The organism is Ktedonobacteraceae bacterium, assembly GCA_035653615.1.
In the GTDB taxonomy this organism is placed as follows: Bacteria; Chloroflexota; Ktedonobacteria; order Ktedonobacterales; family Ktedonobacteraceae; genus DASRBN01.
This window is the reverse complement of sequence record DASRBN010000005.1, coordinates 16064-31921: the sequence shown is the minus strand read 5'-3', so window position 1 is coordinate 31921 and position 15858 is coordinate 16064. Positions and strand designations below refer to the sequence as shown.

At 55.6% G+C, this 15858-nt stretch carries 15 protein-coding genes; 10 read left to right on the top strand and 5 right to left on the bottom strand.

Annotation, left to right across the window (positions count from 1 at the left end):
* Nucleotides 1–10 precede the first annotated feature (10 nt).
* Both aroF and aroH read left to right on the top strand, forming a co-directional pair.
* Nucleotides 11–1072, top strand: coding sequence for a 3-deoxy-7-phosphoheptulonate synthase (gene aroF, locus VFA09_03455; GenBank protein ID HZU66309.1), 1062 nt, complete (start codon nt 11–13; stop codon nt 1070–1072).
* 133 nt (nt 1073–1205) lie between these two features.
* Nucleotides 1206–1586 (top strand): chorismate mutase, encoded by a 381-nt coding sequence (gene aroH, locus VFA09_03450; GenBank protein ID HZU66308.1) that lies wholly within the window; start codon nt 1206–1208, stop codon nt 1584–1586.
* Nucleotides 1587–1597: 11 nt separating this feature from the next.
* Here the strand turns inward: aroH and pheA are convergent, their stop codons facing one another.
* Nucleotides 1598–2467: a prephenate dehydratase gene (pheA, locus tag VFA09_03445; protein ID HZU66307.1), complete on the bottom strand. Its 870-nt coding sequence runs from the start codon at nt 2465–2467 to the stop codon at nt 1598–1600.
* 235 nt (nt 2468–2702) lie between these two features.
* On the opposite strand from pheA, the gene VFA09_03440 reads away from it, so the two are divergent.
* The 5 genes from VFA09_03440 to VFA09_03420 all read left to right on the top strand — a co-directional run bounded on the left by VFA09_03440 (nt 2703) and on the right by VFA09_03420 (nt 9772).
* Nucleotides 2703–3725: a LacI family DNA-binding transcriptional regulator gene (locus VFA09_03440; protein ID HZU66306.1), complete on the top strand. Its 1023-nt coding sequence runs from the start codon at nt 2703–2705 to the stop codon at nt 3723–3725.
* Between the two features lie 224 nt (nt 3726–3949).
* On the top strand, nt 3950–5281 hold the full coding sequence (locus tag VFA09_03435; protein ID HZU66305.1) for a substrate-binding domain-containing protein: 1332 nt from the start codon (nt 3950–3952) through the stop codon (nt 5279–5281).
* A 316-nt stretch (nt 5282–5597) separates the two neighbouring features.
* Nucleotides 5598–6485: a sugar ABC transporter permease gene (locus tag VFA09_03430; protein ID HZU66304.1), complete on the top strand. Its 888-nt coding sequence runs from the start codon at nt 5598–5600 to the stop codon at nt 6483–6485.
* Nucleotides 6486–6524: 39 nt separating this feature from the next.
* Nucleotides 6525–7403 carry a carbohydrate ABC transporter permease gene (locus VFA09_03425; GenBank protein ID HZU66303.1) on the top strand — a complete coding sequence of 293 codons (879 nt, stop codon included), beginning with the start codon at nt 6525–6527 and terminating at the stop codon, nt 7401–7403.
* 14 nt (nt 7404–7417) lie between these two features.
* Entirely contained in the window at nt 7418–9772 is a 2355-nt protein-coding gene (locus VFA09_03420; protein ID HZU66302.1) for a glycoside hydrolase family 3 N-terminal domain-containing protein, read from the top strand.
* Nucleotides 9773–9776: 4 nt separating this feature from the next.
* On the opposite strand, the gene VFA09_03415 is transcribed toward VFA09_03420, so the two are convergent.
* A complete protein-coding gene (locus VFA09_03415; protein ID HZU66301.1) occupies nt 9777–10145 on the bottom strand; it encodes a hypothetical protein in 369 nt (122 codons plus the stop codon).
* A 165-nt stretch (nt 10146–10310) separates the two neighbouring features.
* Here VFA09_03415 and VFA09_03410 point away from each other — a divergent pair, with 165 nt between their 5' ends.
* From VFA09_03410 to VFA09_03400, 3 genes are all read left to right on the top strand, one after another.
* On the top strand, nt 10311–11168 hold the full coding sequence (locus tag VFA09_03410; GenBank protein HZU66300.1) for an alpha/beta hydrolase: 858 nt from the start codon (nt 10311–10313) through the stop codon (nt 11166–11168).
* Nucleotides 11169–11561: 393 nt separating this feature from the next.
* Nucleotides 11562–12284 carry a metal-dependent hydrolase gene (locus VFA09_03405; protein HZU66299.1) on the top strand — a complete coding sequence of 241 codons (723 nt, stop codon included), beginning with the start codon at nt 11562–11564 and terminating at the stop codon, nt 12282–12284.
* A 279-nt stretch (nt 12285–12563) separates the two neighbouring features.
* Complete coding sequence (locus VFA09_03400; GenBank protein HZU66298.1) at nt 12564–13424, top strand: LLM class flavin-dependent oxidoreductase; 861 nt, start codon at nt 12564–12566, stop codon at nt 13422–13424.
* Nucleotides 13425–13513: 89 nt separating this feature from the next.
* On the opposite strand, the gene VFA09_03395 is transcribed toward VFA09_03400, so the two are convergent.
* The 3 genes from VFA09_03395 to VFA09_03385 form a co-directional block, all read right to left on the bottom strand.
* Nucleotides 13514–13894 carry a glyoxalase superfamily protein gene (locus tag VFA09_03395; GenBank protein HZU66297.1) on the bottom strand — a complete coding sequence of 127 codons (381 nt, stop codon included), beginning with the start codon at nt 13892–13894 and terminating at the stop codon, nt 13514–13516.
* Between the two features lie 285 nt (nt 13895–14179).
* On the bottom strand, nt 14180–15283 hold the full coding sequence (locus VFA09_03390) for an isocitrate/isopropylmalate family dehydrogenase (protein HZU66296.1): 1104 nt from the start codon (nt 15281–15283) through the stop codon (nt 14180–14182).
* Nucleotides 15280–15768: a 3-isopropylmalate dehydratase small subunit gene (locus VFA09_03385; GenBank protein ID HZU66295.1), complete on the bottom strand. Its 489-nt coding sequence runs from the start codon at nt 15766–15768 to the stop codon at nt 15280–15282. The genes VFA09_03390 and VFA09_03385 overlap by 4 nt, the downstream gene beginning before the upstream one ends.
* Nucleotides 15769–15858 lie beyond the last annotated feature (90 nt).

The window sequence follows — 15858 nt, the reverse complement described above, 5'->3', positions numbered from 1 at the left end:
GGAAAACACTATGATTATTACGCTTCGGGAGCGGGTGAGCAGCGAGGAACGTAGCCAGTTGGCGGCGCTTCTTTGCCAGATCACCGGCAATGGGAGACCAACTCACTCGACGATTATCGACGAACGCGAGCTGATTGTGCTGGATGATGGTCAACTGGATGCGCAGGCATGCATGGCCATTGAGAATCAGAGCGCGGTGGAGGGGATCGTGCAGGTACGCACCCCATATCAACTGGTGAGTTCGGCCTTTAAAGCAGGGAAGAGCGTTGTCCAGGTGGGCGATGCGAGCAGGAGCCAACCGGTCAGCATTGGCGGCGGTGCGGCAGCGATGGTGATTGCGGGACCATGCGCGGTTGAGAGTAGAGAGCAGTTACTGGAGACGGCACAGGCAGTCAAGGAGGCGGGGGCGCAGATTTTACGCGGAGGAGCGTTCAAGCCACGCACGTCTCCCTACCAGTTCCAGGGACTGGGTATCGAAGGGCTGCAACTGCTGGCGGAGGCGCGCGAACTGACGGGGCTGCCGGTGATTACGGAAGTGATGGAGCCGGAGATGGTCGAGGCGGTTGCTGAGTATGCCGACATTTTGCAGATTGGCAGTCGCAATATGCAAAACTTCCCGCTGTTGTTCGCCACGGGTCGCGATAGGCGAAGGCGTCCGGTGCTGCTCAAACGGGGATTCGCGGCCACGATTGATGAATGGCTGCTGGCGGCGGAATACATTGTGGCGGCGGGCAATCCGCATGTGATCCTGTGCGAGCGCGGTATCCGCAGCTTTGATACGCATACCCGCAACCTGCTCGACCTGGCCTGCATTCCGCTCTTACGGACACTGACACATCTGCCGGTGATTGTTGATCCCAGCCATGGCACGGGGCGGCGCGAACTGGTGCCGACGATGTCACGCGCGGGGATCGCCGCGGGCGCGGATGGGCTGATCCTGGAGGTGCATCGCGATCCGAACAGCGCATTGTGCGATGGACGGCAATCGATTACTCCGGAGCAGTTGCAAGCGATTGTGCATGAAACGCGCATCATCAACCAGCTATTGGAGGGGAAGATGCTGGTTGCTTAGGACTCAAGCAATCGTGGCCCCAATGGAGTGGCACGATTTATTGGTTTCCTGGGAGGAGCCGCGAATGAATGGGCGCGAGCGAAGGCATTTCGCTTTTGCCTCTAGCTCTTTCTCAAACTATTTCTAAGGAGATATGATGTATTGCAGGGGTATCCGGGGGGCTACGACGGTCGAACGGAATGAGCGCGAAGAAATTTTACAGGCGACGATGGAGCTTTTACAATTGATGGTGCGACAGAACGACTTGCAGGTGGAAGATATTGCCAGTGCCATTTTTACGGTGACAGAGGACGTGGACGCGGCATTTCCTGCGGAGGCAGCGCGAGCGTTGGGGTGGGATGAGGTCGCACTGATATGCATGCGCGAAATTCCGGTGCCGCAGAGCCTGAAGAAATGCATTCGCGTCCTGCTGCACGTCAATACGACGCGCGGCGCGTCAGAAATGCAGCATGTCTATCTACGCGAGGCGGTTTCGCTGCGACCGGGGCTGGCGGCGAAGATGAAAAATCAATGATAAATTATCCTTTATGTATTTTTGGGAAACGATCCCAATACTTTGCAAAATGTAGTATATGCGGCTAGATCGGCCAGCGCTGCCGACACGTGTGGGTCGTCGCGATGGCCTTCAAAGTCAAGATAGAAGACGTATTCCCAGATGCGATGACGCGAGGGTCGGGATTCCAATTTGAGCAGGTTGATCTGTTTTTCGGCCAGGACGCCGAGGCATGTATAGAGAGAGCCGGGTTGATGGGCAGTAGCCATCACCAGCATGGTTTTCGCCTCACCCTCACGACGACGCGCCGGTTCTCGCCCCAGGGCAATAAAACGGGTATAGTTATCTTTAATGGTCTGGATATCGCGGGCCAGAATCTCCAATTCATACAATTGCGCCGCGCCAGCTCCGGCGATGGCCGCTACCCCCACCAGATTCTCCTGTCGCACCATTTTGGCGCTGCCGGCGGTATCATAGGTCGCGACAATTTCCACGTCGAGTGTGCGCAAAAAAGCATCGCACTGTGCCAGCGCCTGCGGATGCGAGATGACACGGCGAATATCGCTCAACTGTTGACCCGGTAAGCACAGCAAGCAGTGATTGACGGGATGGCTGATTTCCCCGGTGACGAAAAGGTCATACTGGCGCAACAGGTCGTACACTTCGTTGATACTGCCGGCCTGGGAATTTTCTACAGGCACCAGCCCGGCTTCAACCTGGCGCGTGGCAACGGCACGGAACACATCTGCGAAACTGCGACAAGGAACGGGTTGAGCCTCTTTGCCAAAATATGCTCGCACGGCCTCATCGCCGAACGCTCCACGTTCGCCCTGGAACGCGGCGCTGATGGTGCGCTGAGTAGCTGAAAGCGTTTCGGTTGGCGCGTTGAACTGATTCGTCATGTATGAACTTTCCTCGCGTTCTGTGTGGTTTGGGCAATTGTGCCAATTTATCAGGAGATTGTCAAGAAGCAGGCTGGATGACGGAAGCTGGGGCCGCTGCACAACTTCACTTCTGGGGAATCACCAGGAAAGGAAGCGACCTATTGACAAATGGAAAATTTTCGGGAATACTAGATACATATTCCGAAAGTTTTTCAGAAAATTTTTATCATAAGGAGCCGAATATTTTCAGAAAATGAAACAGGAAGCATCTAAACGCAGAACTATCGCAGAGATTGCGGCAAAAGCGGGGGTTTCTGTTCCCACTGTCTCGCGTGTCTTGAATAACCGGCCAGATGTGGCGCCAGGGACGCGGGAGCGTGTGGAGCAGGTGATCAAAGAGAGTGGTTTTATACGCAGCCGGGTGAGAAATGCCTTGAAAGAGAGCAGTGGCATTATCGATATGCTGGTGCCCGACCTGGCGACGCTTTATTCGGTAGAAATCGTGCGCGGCGTTGAAGAGGTGCTGGAGCGCACAGAGCTACGGCTGGCGCTTTCGCTCACGCATGATTCTGTGCAATTTGAGCAGCGATGGCTCGCCAAAGTAATTGATGGCGCGACGGATGGGGCAATTCTGGTGCTGGCTCATGGCCAATCGAATCGCCTGGATATGTTGCTGCGCAACAAAATCCCGTTTGTGGTGGTGGACCACCGTGGAGAACTGGGGGCAGATGTTCCATCGGTCGGGGCGACGAACTGGCTTGGTGGTCGTATGGCAACGGAGTACCTGCTTTCGCTTGGGCACCGGCGCATCGCGATTATCAGTGGTGATTCAGCATTGCGGTGCAGCCGGGATCGCATTGCGGGTTATCGAGCGGCCCTGGAAGATGCCGGGGTAGCTATTGATCCAGAATTAATACGCCCAGGTGCATTTATACAGCAGACAGGATACGAGCAGACCTGCGCGTTGTTGGACTTGCCGGAGCCACCCACGGCGATATTTGCCGGAAGCGATACACAGGCGATGGGCGTCTATAGCGCGTTACGCGCTCGCGGCCTCAGTGTTCCTGAGTCAATGAGCGTTATCGGCTTCGATGATGTGCCCATCGCTTCAATCGTGACGCCGGCGCTGACGACAGTACGACAACCGTTGGTCGAGATGGGCAGGATAGCCACAACGATGCTATTACGCCAGATCGCCGAGGAGCCGCTGGATAGTAAGCGCGTCGAGCTGACGACGACACTGGTCGTTCGCGAATCGTGCGCGCGCTTGCATTAGTCTCTAATCCATTAAGCAGCCATCGGAGTTGCTGCTGCAAGAAAGAAAGGAGGGGCAAAAGAGCATTACTTACTGTACTGCATCTGGGAACATCTAAGGAGGCTGTTCGCAAGACGGGAACTCCCAGGAATACATGGAGCGACTCTTTATCCGAGATCATCATGTTAGATTATCCCGGGCTTGACAAAAAGTCTGGGCGACAAAGATGCCAGGGAGGCAAAAAGATGCAAGAAAAGATATCTCGCCGCACCTTTCTCCAGCTAACGGGCGCGGCGGCGCTCTCGACAACGCTGGCGGGTTGCTTTGGAGTTGGCAGTAGTCAGACAACGGGAGGGGGAAGTGGTAGTGCGACTATCACTATCTGGGATATCCGCACTGGCAGCGAGCAGCAAGTCGTGAAGGATATCACGAATACGTTTAACGCTTCGCATAAGAACATCCACGCGGTCGTCGACTTCTTCCAGAACGATCCCTACAAGCAAAAATTGCAGGTGGCAATGGGAGCACATAATCCGCCCGATATCTTCTTTGGCTGGGGCGGTGGCGTTCTCAAAAGCTATATAGACGCGAACGATGTGTACGACATGACCGCCGATTTGAACGCGGACCCATCCTGGCAGAATCGCTATCTGCCGGCGGTGATGTCGTCCGTTACGTTCAATGGCAAGATTTATGGGGTGCCGAATAGTGGTATGCAGCCGGTGATGTTCTTCTATAACAAGGCGATCTTCGATCAGTACCACCTGACGGTCCCGCAAACCTGGAACGACCTGCTGAATATTATCAGCACGTTGAAGCAGCACAATGTTATTCCGATTGCGCTGGCAGGCGGAAGCAAATGGCCGTACCTGATGTATGAAGAGTATCTTGTCGATAGATTTGGCGGGCCAGGAGCATTTGATGCTGTTTTCGCCAATCAACCGAACGCGTGGTCGCAAGATGCCTTTATGAAAGCCAACGCTGCTATTCAGCAGTTAGTAAGTATGGGGGCGTTTGGTTCGTCTTTTGCCTCGGTAGTCGCGGATACGAACCAGGATGCGGCGCTGGTATACACAGGGAAAGCGGCGATGATGTTACAGGGAAACTGGAACTTCCCTGTTTTTGAGACGAATAGCCCGCAATTTGTGCAAAGTGGCAAGCTTGGCTGGTTCCTCTTCCCGGCTGTTGAAGGTGGCTCGGGCGATCCAAAGGACCTGGCGGGAAATCCCTGCAATTACTATTCCATTGCGTCCGCTTCCAAGTCTCCACAGAGCTGCGTCGCCTATCTCAAGGATGCTGTTCTGGGCAATGATGACATCCAGAAATTGATTGGCCTGGGTGATGTGCCGCCGGTGCAGGGGATACAAACGCAGCTGGCGAACGCGCCAAATAGCGAGTGGCTGCAATTCAATTACAATATTGTGCAGAACGCTCCTCATTACCAGTTATCCTGGGACCAGGCGTTGTCGCCGCAGGCTGCACAGGCGCTGCTCACGAATCTTGATCAGTTGTTCCTGAAACAGATTACGCCGCAGCAATTCTCAGCCAATATGAACCAGACGATTACTACGGCTTGAGCAGAGGGTACAGGTTTCGGGCTGAGGGGCTCTGACTTTCCCGTTTTTCTAACCGGAGAGGAGAGAGCAGGCACAAGGTCTCTTACCTATGGAGATTACGGATACCAATAGGGGCGGGGTTGTGGTGGATGCGGGGGGAGCAAGCTCCCCCTCGCCGCCGCAGCACCACTCCCGCCTCTACTGCACCGAGGAGCCTGTTAAAAATCATTAACGGGACGGTACCTTTGACACGAGGGAACCGGCGGGATAGACGTTTGCGAGCGTGGGCGCCAGATTGGAGGCCATCGTGGATGCATCGATAAAGGTTGCAAGGAAAATGCGACGAGGACAGTGGATAGCAGTACTGTGGACGATGCCGGCGCTGGCGTTTTACGCGCTTTTTGCCCTTTTTCCGATGTTCATTGCGCTCTACCTCAGCTTTACGCAATGGAATGGCCTTTCGCCGGAGGTGTGGGTCGGTATCCAAAACTGGATCGCGCTATTTTCCGATTCTGTTACCGGTCACGCGCTTTTCCTCACGCTTGAATTAATGGCGCTGAGCTGGGTTATTCAAACGCCGGTAAGCCTGCTGCTGGGCGTTTTTATGGCGGGCACGCAGCGTTATCGCTCGGTACTGGGTTTCTTCTATTTCATACCGCTGCTCTTCTCAACGGTTGCTGTCGGTTTGACATGGCTATCAATCCTTGATCCAAACTTTGGCCTGCTCAATACACTGCTCAATGCTATTGGACTGTCGGGCTTGACGAGAGGATGGTTGGGTGACCCGAGCCTGGCATTTTATGTCATCGTTGCCCTGATTGCCTGGCAGTTCATTCCCTTTCACGCGCTGCTCTATATGGGCGGCACGCGTCAAATTCCCAGAGAGCTGTACGAGGCGGCGAATATCGATGGGGCTAATCGTATGCAGCAATTCTTCTCGATTACGCTGCCCCAGCTCAAATACACAATTGTTACTTCTACGACGCTGATCCTTACGGGGTCGCTCACGTACTTTGATCTCATCTGGGTGACAACCGGTGGAGGGCCGGGCTACGCCACACGCACATTGCCGCTCCAGATGTATATTACTGCTTTTCAGAACGAAGCGGTGGGCTATGGGAGCGTACTGGCGGTGCTACTGGCGGTGATCGGCATTCTGCTCTCACTCATCCTCTTGCGCTTCACCGGTTTTGCCAGGATGTCAAGCCAGCGCGAGGGATTATAGAACAACGATGACAAGATAATGAGAAGGTGAGAGAATTCTATGCAGGTAGACACAACTTCTATCGAAGCTGTTCACCGGACTGAGGAGCGAGCCTTGCGCTGGAGCCGATTATGGGGAATGATCCCTGCTCTGCTTGGCATCGCCTGGCTGGTGATAGCCTTCTTTCCTATTCTTTATATGTTTATGACGAGCCTGCGGCCACAAACGGATTTTTTCACCGATATCCCCTGGCTGCCGCCCGCGCATCCGACGCTGGCGAATTACCAGAATGCGCTGGAGAATGATTTTGGCCTTTACTTCGCCAATTCCGTTTTCGTCACGGTTATCAGTGTTGTGCTGATTGTCGCCGTCTCCCTTTTCGCGGCTTATGCCATTTCGCGGATTCGCAATCGCTTCACGCAAGTATTGTTTCGCCTGTTTTTATTAGGGCTGGCGATTCCCTTGCAAGCGACGATTATACCAATCTACGCGCTGATTAGTGACATGCACCTGTACGATACGCTGTTTGCGCTGATACTCCCTTCGGTGGCTTTCGGTATTCCTCTCTCAGTGCTTGTGCTGGTGACGTACATCCGGGATATTCCGAAAGAGCTGTACGAGTCGATGATTCTGGATGGGGCCAGTGATTTTAGAATTTTACGCGGGCTGGTCCTTCCCCTGAGCCGACCGGCATTGATCACAGTCATCATTTATGAGACCATCCAGATCTGGAACGGTTTCCTGTTCCCGCTCGTGTTGACGCAAAGCCCGGATGTGCGAGTGCTGCCACTGGCGCTCTGGAACTTCCAGGGGCAGTTTACCACCGATGTACCGGCAATCCTGGCGGCAGTTTTCCTTTCCGCCGTCCCCATCATCCTGCTGTACATTTTCGGGAGGCGTCAGTTACTCAGCGGCCTGATTGCTGGCTTTAGTAAATAACGAGGAGTTCAAATTTGACTACATTGTCCTATCGCGACGCGAGCGCTTCCGTCGAGGAGCGAGTCGAGAGCTTACTGGCGCTGATGACGCTCGACGAGAAGCTGGCCCAACTCGGCTGCCTGTGGAGTACTGCTTTCGTCAGTACGGGCGTTCTTGATCCCGATACGATCATCGAGAAGATGCCGCATGGCATTGGGCAAGTTACGCGCATTGGAGCCTCGACGGGACTGCGCCCGCGAGAAAGCGCGGCATTCATGAACGCTATTCAACGTGTTGCCGTCGAACAAACGCGGCTTGGCATTCCTGTCATCGTTCATGAGGAGTCCGCGGGCGGATTCTGCCATCGCGATGCGACGACATTTCCGCAGGGGATAGGGCTGGCCGCGACGTGGAACCCCGCCCTTGTGAAGCAAATGGCGGAGGTCATCCGTGCTCAGATGATGGCGGTTGGCGCCCGGCACGCGCTTGCTCCGGTGCTGGACGTGGCACGCGACCCGCGCTGGGGACGAGTAGAGGAATCCTATGGCGAAGACCCGGTACTTTCCGGGATAATAGGGACAGCCTACGTTCAGGGGCTTCAGGGCAATGATCTTGCCAATGGAGTCGCGGCTACGGGGAAACACTTCCTTGGCTATGCTCTATCGGAAGGCGGGCGCAACTGGGGTCCTGTCCAGCTAGGCCCACGCGAGCTGCGGGAGACCTACGCCGAACCTTTCGCCGCTGTGATTCGCAATGCCGGACTTGCTACAGTCATGAACTCCTATACTTCCGTCGACGGCCTTCCCTGCGCGGGAAGCCCTGCGATCCTGAATGACTTGCTACGTGAGGAACTGGGCTTTGATGGCGTCGTCGTCGCGGACTATGGGGCTGTCAGGATGCTGATGGATCACCATCATGTGGCGGCAACGCCTGGAGAGGCGGCTCGCATGGCTCTGCAGGCCGGGCTTGATATGGAACTGCCAACGATGGACTGCTATGGGGCGCCATTGCGGGCTGAGATCGAGGCGGGACGAGTATCGCTTGGGGCTGTTGATACAGCGGTGCGGCGTGTACTGCGCCTCAAATTCCTGCTTGGACTCTTCGAGAATCCCTATGTTGACGAGCAGGCTGCCGGCGCGGTTTTTCAAACTTCCGAACAGCGCGCATTGGCCCGTCAAGGTGCTGCCGAGTCGATCATTTTGCTGAGCAATGATGGAGTGCTGCCAATTGCTCCTACTGTGAAGCGCATCGCGGTTATCGGACCGGGCGCGGACGACGAACGGCTTCTGCAAGGCGATTACCACTATCCTTCGCACCTTGAGATGATTTACCAGGCGCCAGAAAATCTCGAGGCTACGGGGCTGGTCGTTCCAAAAGCGCGCGGGAGTTATGCGCCGGGTCCATATTTCGCGCCACATGTTACGCCGCTGGCCGGCCTGCGGGCAGCATTAGGGGAGGATGTAGAGGTGCGCTACGCTAAGGGTTGTGAGGTGCTGGGCGACGACCTCAGCGGCTTGGTTGAAGCGGTGAAAGTGGCGCGCGATTCGGAACTGGCAATCGTTGTGGTCGCCGGACGAAGCGGTCTGCTGCGTTCAGCGACGGTTGGCGAGGGGAACGACGCAACTCGCCTCGATCTTACCGGTGTGCAGGAGGAACTGGTCGAGGCGATTGCGAGTACGGGGACACCTGTTGTAGTGGTGGTACTCAGCGGGCGCGTCCATACGCTTACAGAGATTGCCGGCAGAGCCAACGCGCTGCTACAGCTATTTCCCCCCGGAGAAGAGGGTGGCAACGGGCTGGCCGATGTATTGACCGGGAGAGTGAATCCCAGCGGTCGCTTGCCGGTGAGCATTCCTCGCTCGGTGGGGCAGATTCCAAACTATGCCGCTACACGCGCCGGAGGCGATCACGTGATGTTCTTCGGCGATTATACCGATTCTCCGGTAACCCCGCTATTTGCCTTCGGGCATGGTTTGAGCTATACCAGCTTTGTCTATAGCAATCTTCGCATACAGGCGAAGACGACGACTGAACCGATCGAGGTCTCGATTCAAGTAGGTAACAGCGGTGAGCGCGCGGGTGAGGAGGTAGTACAATTATATTATCGAGATGTGGTTGCTTCCGTTGCGCGTCCCCAGCGCATGTTGCTCGGTTTCGCGCGCGTTGCTCTCGCACCTGGACAGACGCGGCAAGTAATATTTAGCGTACATCCATCGCGGCTCGCCTTCTATGATGCGTGCATGCGGTTTGTGACTGAGCCTGGAGATTTCACTTTCAGCATTGGAGGCTCTTCCATTGATATACGAGATGAGAAGACTGTAACGCTTGATGGGCCGGTCGCTGAGTACCGGCAGCGCGAGATTGTGGATACGAAAGTGACGATTGAGTGATCTATCAGGGTTCGGGGTCTGAATGAAGGGGGTTATTTGAAGAGAGCATAGCACTATACTCATCCGCAGAGGGATTCTTTTCTTTATGACCCACGTCTCCGAGCATTACAAAGGCGATACACACGGCGGCCATGATGGTAAATATAGCATTGACGTGAAATAAGAGAAAGCCGGCCGCGCTCAGTAGATAAGCACCGGCCAGGACAAGCAGTTCAACCTGCCAGAAGTTCCTGCGCGTAGGATAGATGCCGCTGGCGCTTACGATGATAGCGACCATCAATAGGAAAACGGTCATGACAGTCCAGAGGAGCAATAAATGCTGTGGGTCATAGGGTTCGAATAGCTGATTGATTTGCTCTACAGGAATGTCCATGGTTTTCTTCTCTCCCAATGTATAGACATATTAGTTCCTGTGAAAAGGTTTTCTACTATAGTATGCTATTTTATTGGAGAGGACAAGTCGGTGATTACCGGTGATTATCCATAATGTGCCGACATACATACTGACAGTACAAATCATTGAAAAGGAATGATTCGCATGACTACTAACAAGGACCAGAGAGGCAATTACGCGCCGGTCAACGGTCTGGAACTCTACTACGAGCTTCATGGAAGCGGGGAGCCACTGGTGATGATTCCCGGCTCCTTCGGGACTATTGAGGCGATGGGGGAACTGGTGCCGCAGCTTGCCGCAACGCGGCGCGTCATCGCCGTGGAACTGCAAGGACACGGGCATACCGCCGATATCGGCCGTCCATTGAGCTACGAGTGGCTGGCAGACGACATCGCGGCCCTGATCAGGCATCTCGGCCTGGACAAGGCGGATATTTTCGGCTATTCCCTGGGAGGTGGGGTCGCGCTGCAAACAGCCATCCGGCATCCAGAGGTGGTACGGAAACTGGTGGTTGCTTCGACCGCTTTCAAAAGGGATGGCTGGTACCCTGAAGACCTGGTGGCTATGAGCGCGATAAGCCCTGAAGGGTTTGCCGGAACGCCCATCCACGATGCTTATCTGCGAACCTCGCCGAGGCCTGAGGGCTGGCCAGGCTTCGTTGCGAAGGTGAGGCAGCTGGTGACATCCGACTATGATTGGACAGCAGGTGTGGCAGGGATCAAAGCTCCCACCCTGATCCTGGTGGGGGATGCGGATGGCGTGCGCCTGGCACACGTGCTGGAACTCTTTGCTCTGCTAGGCGGTAGTCAGGGAGACGGCGATCTGGCCGGCCTGCCGCGATCCTCGCTCGCGATCCTTCCGGCCACGACGCATGTGGGCTGGGCACCTCCCTATCATGGAATCATGACGCGGAGCTACCTGTTGCCAATGCTCACTGAATTCCTGGATGCGCCGTTGCAAGACGGTCAGGTCGCCGCGGACCGCGGAATGGAAGCACTATGAACAGGAACGCTGCACAATTCCTTCCTGCCCGATGATTGAGCGAGCTTCCTGGAAGACCAGGAAATCTTGCACATCCGTAGAGGTATACGTGACAACCACCGGCAATATGTGATTTACTTTATTTATTGACGCAAAATATGACCCCAATCATGGACTTGAACCAATTCGTTTGGAATGCCCTGTAGGGACAGGGCCTGGTGCCTGTCCCTTTGCCCCGAGGCGAACAGGGACAAGCCGCTGTCCCTACAGGGCTTTTCCTGAGTCTGGCAAGTCGCCGGTCGATTCGATTTTCACGCTGGCGCTGGTGATGGGGCAGAGCGTCATTGATATTTCGCAGCATGTCTTTGCCAGTGCGGGCAGGGACGAGATTACTATACCAAAGGAGGAAGTAGTATGGCACAACTTAATGGAACACAGATCACGTGGTTAGGACATGCCACATTCAAGGTGACAACACCGCAGAACAAGGTGATTTTGATTGACCCCTGGATTGAGGGGAATCCGAAGAGCCCGGCTGAAGCCAGGCAGCTCGATAAAGTGGATATGATCCTGGTCACGCATGGGCATTCTGATCACATCAATGATGTCGTACCGATCGCGCAGAAGTTTCATGCCCAGGTGCTGGCTATGGTGGAGACCGCGGGCTGGATCAGCTCGCAGGGCGTCGAAAATGTGGTGGGCTTCAATATCGGGGGCAGCGTGAACGTGCAGGGGATTACCGTTTCCATGACTCCGGCATTCCACTCTTCGGGTATCAGCGGCCAGGGAGAGGAGACGGTGTATGGAGGCGAGCCGGTCGGCTATGTGATCGAGTTGGAGAACGGTCTCAAGTTGTACCATGCGGGCGATACCTGCGCTTTTGGAGATATGCAATTGATTCGCGAGCTGTACGCGCCTGATATTGCCATGCTGCCCATCGGCGATTTCTATACGATGGGGCCGAAAGGGGCAGCGCTGGCGGTACGTTTGCTGGGCGTGAAGCATGTCATTCCCATGCACTACGGCACCTTCCCCATTCTGATCGGCACGCCAGCACAATTGAAGGACGAGTTGGGCAAACTGGGCCTGGAAAGCGTCGAGGTGATCGAAATGACGCCGGGGCAGACTATCGCCTAGTTTCAGTCCCGAATTCGCGGCAGAGGCCAGGGCAGAGGGCGCACCCTGGTGGTCGCCCTTACTATGAGACGATCCCTTACAAGAAAGCTTCGCGGTCATAGTAAGGGCGCATCCTGGTGGTCGCCCTCTCCAAGCCCATTCGTCAAAAGCTGGGATGACTCATGTTTGGAGAAGTTTCTCCCCGCACGTGGGTCAGGCAAATATGACAGAAGATGTCATGATGCCAGACTATACTGTTTATAGCAAATGTATTACAGGTTATTCTGCAAGGAGGTTGCTATGCAGTATGGTCTTGCTCTCCCGAATGGCGGAGTATGCGGGGATGCACGAGTGCTGGCCGAGTTAGGGTGCCTGGCGGAAGAAGCGGGATGGGATGGCGTCTTTGTCGAGGATTACATTGTGCATCAGAGCGATGGGGCGGTGCCAACGTGCGATCCATGGATTGCGCTGGCGGCGATGACTGTTGGCACGAAACGAGTGCGCTTAGGCACGTCGGTGACACCGCTGAGCAGGCGAAGGCCATGGAAGGTAGCTCGCGAGGCGGTCGCGCTGGATGAATTGTCGAACGGGCGCTTTATGCTGGGTGTGGGTTCGGGTGATGCTGGTGAGGCCGGTTTCAGTCGCGTCCATGAGGTGAGAGAGGCGAAGGAACGGGCGAAGATGCTGGACGAGGCGCTGGCTATCATTGTGGGATTGTGGAGTGGAGAACCTTTCAGTTATTCGGGGCAATACTTTCAAGTGAATGAGATGACTTTTTTGCCCGCGCCAGTGCAAAAGCCACGTATTCCAATCATTGTAGGCGGGGGCTGGCCGCTGAAAGGGCCATCGCTGCGGGCGGCGCGTTATGATGGGTGTTGTCTCTATAAGCAACACGGGTCAGGCGATTTCAGCGATTGGACGCCTGATGAAGTGCGCGAACTCAAGTCATTCATCGAAAGTCATAGAAGCGAACAGCAGCGGGCAAAATCATATGAGGTTATGTTGGGTGGGCGGAGCCGTGGCGATGATTGGGAACAGGACCGCGCCTTGATCAAGTCGCTGGCCGAGGCGGGAGCTACCTGGTGGGTGGAGTATGTGCCTGCCGGGGAGTTGGATGAGATGCGGGAGGGTGTGAGGCGTGGGCCATTGCGGGTTGAGTAGCTGGCTCAACAAGCTCGCGGAAGTGGAAGAGAACAGATCGCTTGCTCTCTTCCACTTCTGAATCTGGCCCATGAACTTCTAAATGCTGGTTAGCCACGCCTGGGGAGTTGCTGCAAGGACCAGCGATTGCCATCGGGATCGTTAAAGTAGACGAAATGCCCCCAATCCTGCACATCGACCTCGCTCACCTCAGTGCCTCGTTTGAGCAGTTCCTCGCGGATGGCTCTCACGTCCTCCACCACCATTTGCAGACCTTTTTGCGACCCGGGCTGCATATCTGTAATCCCATCCCCAATGGCAATCGAGCAGGCGGAACCGGGAGGAGTTAACTGGACAAAACGTAGGCCCTCGCGGACTTGAAAGTCATAGTCAGCGTTAAAGCCGATCTTTTCGGTATAAAAAGCCTTGGCGCGGTCAACATCGGAAACGGGGACAATAACCAGTTCGAGTTTCATCTGCATGTTGGTCATGATTGTTTTCCTCTTTCTCTGTAGTTGATACTTAACGACGTTTCTGGTTTAAGTATAACCGGGAAAGAGGACAGAATCGACCATCCTTTATGGAAAGCTAAAGGCAATTTTATGATGAACTTCAACAGTCGAGACGGAGAATAAGTGATCCCAATGAGGACAGGCACCTGGCACCTACCCGCCTCGCCAACGCCGCTTGTTCGCGGTTGCCTGCCCCAGGCAGGGCGGCGTGCTATCACACTCAAGCAAGTCGAGCGGAGAAGGCGCTGTCCCTACAGTATCCCATCAATCCAAATGCTTACGCACCGCCTCCACAAACTCCATCGTTCCTGCATTCCCTCGCTGATCGCGCGTCAAGACCTCCCCTTCATGATAGACCTGCTGTATTGCCCGCTCCAGCCGGCGGGCCTCTTCGCTATAGCCGAGATAGTCGAGCAGCATAGCGCCGGATAATAACATGGCGGTGGGATTAATGATGCCTTTGCCGGCGATATCGGGCGCGGAGCCGTGTACAGGCTCGAAGTAGGCGTAGTATTCGCCGCAGCAGGCGCTGGGTGAGAGTCCAAGGCCTCCGATACTGCCACTGGCGGCGTCGGCAAGAATGTCGCCATGCTCGTTGGAGAGGACGACTACGTCGAGCGTTTCGGGTTCGGCAATCATACGCCGGGCCAGGTCGTCGATGAGGAATTCCTGGTAGCTCAGGCCGGGATATGAATGCACGGTTTCGCGCACGATTTCGCGCAGGCGGCCATCGGTGCGCGGCAATATCGAGTATTTGGCGCCCAGGGTTACGCGGCCAGGATAGCCATTGACCTGACGGTACAGGGCTAACTCGCAGGCGGCGACGGCCATGCGATGCATCTGTTCTTCTGTGTAGATGCGGACGGCGTAGCTCCCCCGTTTTTCTAGCGGGGGAGCCTGCCACCATGTAGTGCTGCTGGGTAAGGCCGCAAGCTCCGCAAGATTGCCCTCGCGAGGCGGATACATACCTTCCAGGTTATCGCGCACGATGACGTAATCGATGCGTTCGGGATGGCCCATCGGGCTGTTGTAACCAGGATACCAGCGCACGGGGCGAATATTGACATAGGTTTCTTTACCCCAGCGTAGATACCAGAGAACGGGCCTGCTGGGGCCACCGCTTGCGCCGAAGAGCGTGCAGTCGGCACTATCTATTGCCTCCCGCGTCTCTTTTGGAAATGCATCGCCGAATCGCTCCAGGGCCTCACGACCACTGAGCGCCCCGGTGAAGCATATGCCGGGAGCGAGCAGACGAAGGGTCTCCACAGCAGGATGCATGACTTCGGGCGCGGCATCATCTCCGGCGACGACGCAGACGGTTGGAGGTAATGCGAGCGGCTCCTTCCTGGCGAAGAGCTTCGGGATCATCGCAGGGTTCCTTCCTGGCGGATGTATTCGATGATGCCACCGGCCGCGACGATGCGGGCGACGAAGGGATCTAATGGCTCGGCCTGGAAGATCTGCCCGGTGGTTCGGTTGGAAATGATGCCGCGCGCGAGATCGACCTCCATTTCCTGCTCATCGGCGCTATTTAGCACGGCCTCTTCACAGATCAGGACGGGCAAGCCGATATTGACGGCGTTGCGATAAAAGATACGGGCGAAACTACGGGCTATGACGACCTGCACGCCGCAGGCCTGTATAGCTGCCGGAGCGTGTTCGCGTGATGAGCCGCAACCGAAGTTGTGGCCTGCCATGACTATATCGCCTGCCCGCACCTGTTGGGCAAATTCGGGCAATACTTCGCAGAGACAATAACGCGCCAGCTGCGCGCGGTCGGTTGTGACGTTGTAGCGTCCAGGAATGATGACATCAGTGTTGACGTTGTCGCCAAGCTTCCAGATACGTCCCATGATGGTTGGTTCCTTTCGTTTGATTGAGATAAAGCCCGTGCCTGTCCTCCTCGGATAGCAGCACAGGCACCAGGCCCTGTCCCTACGGGT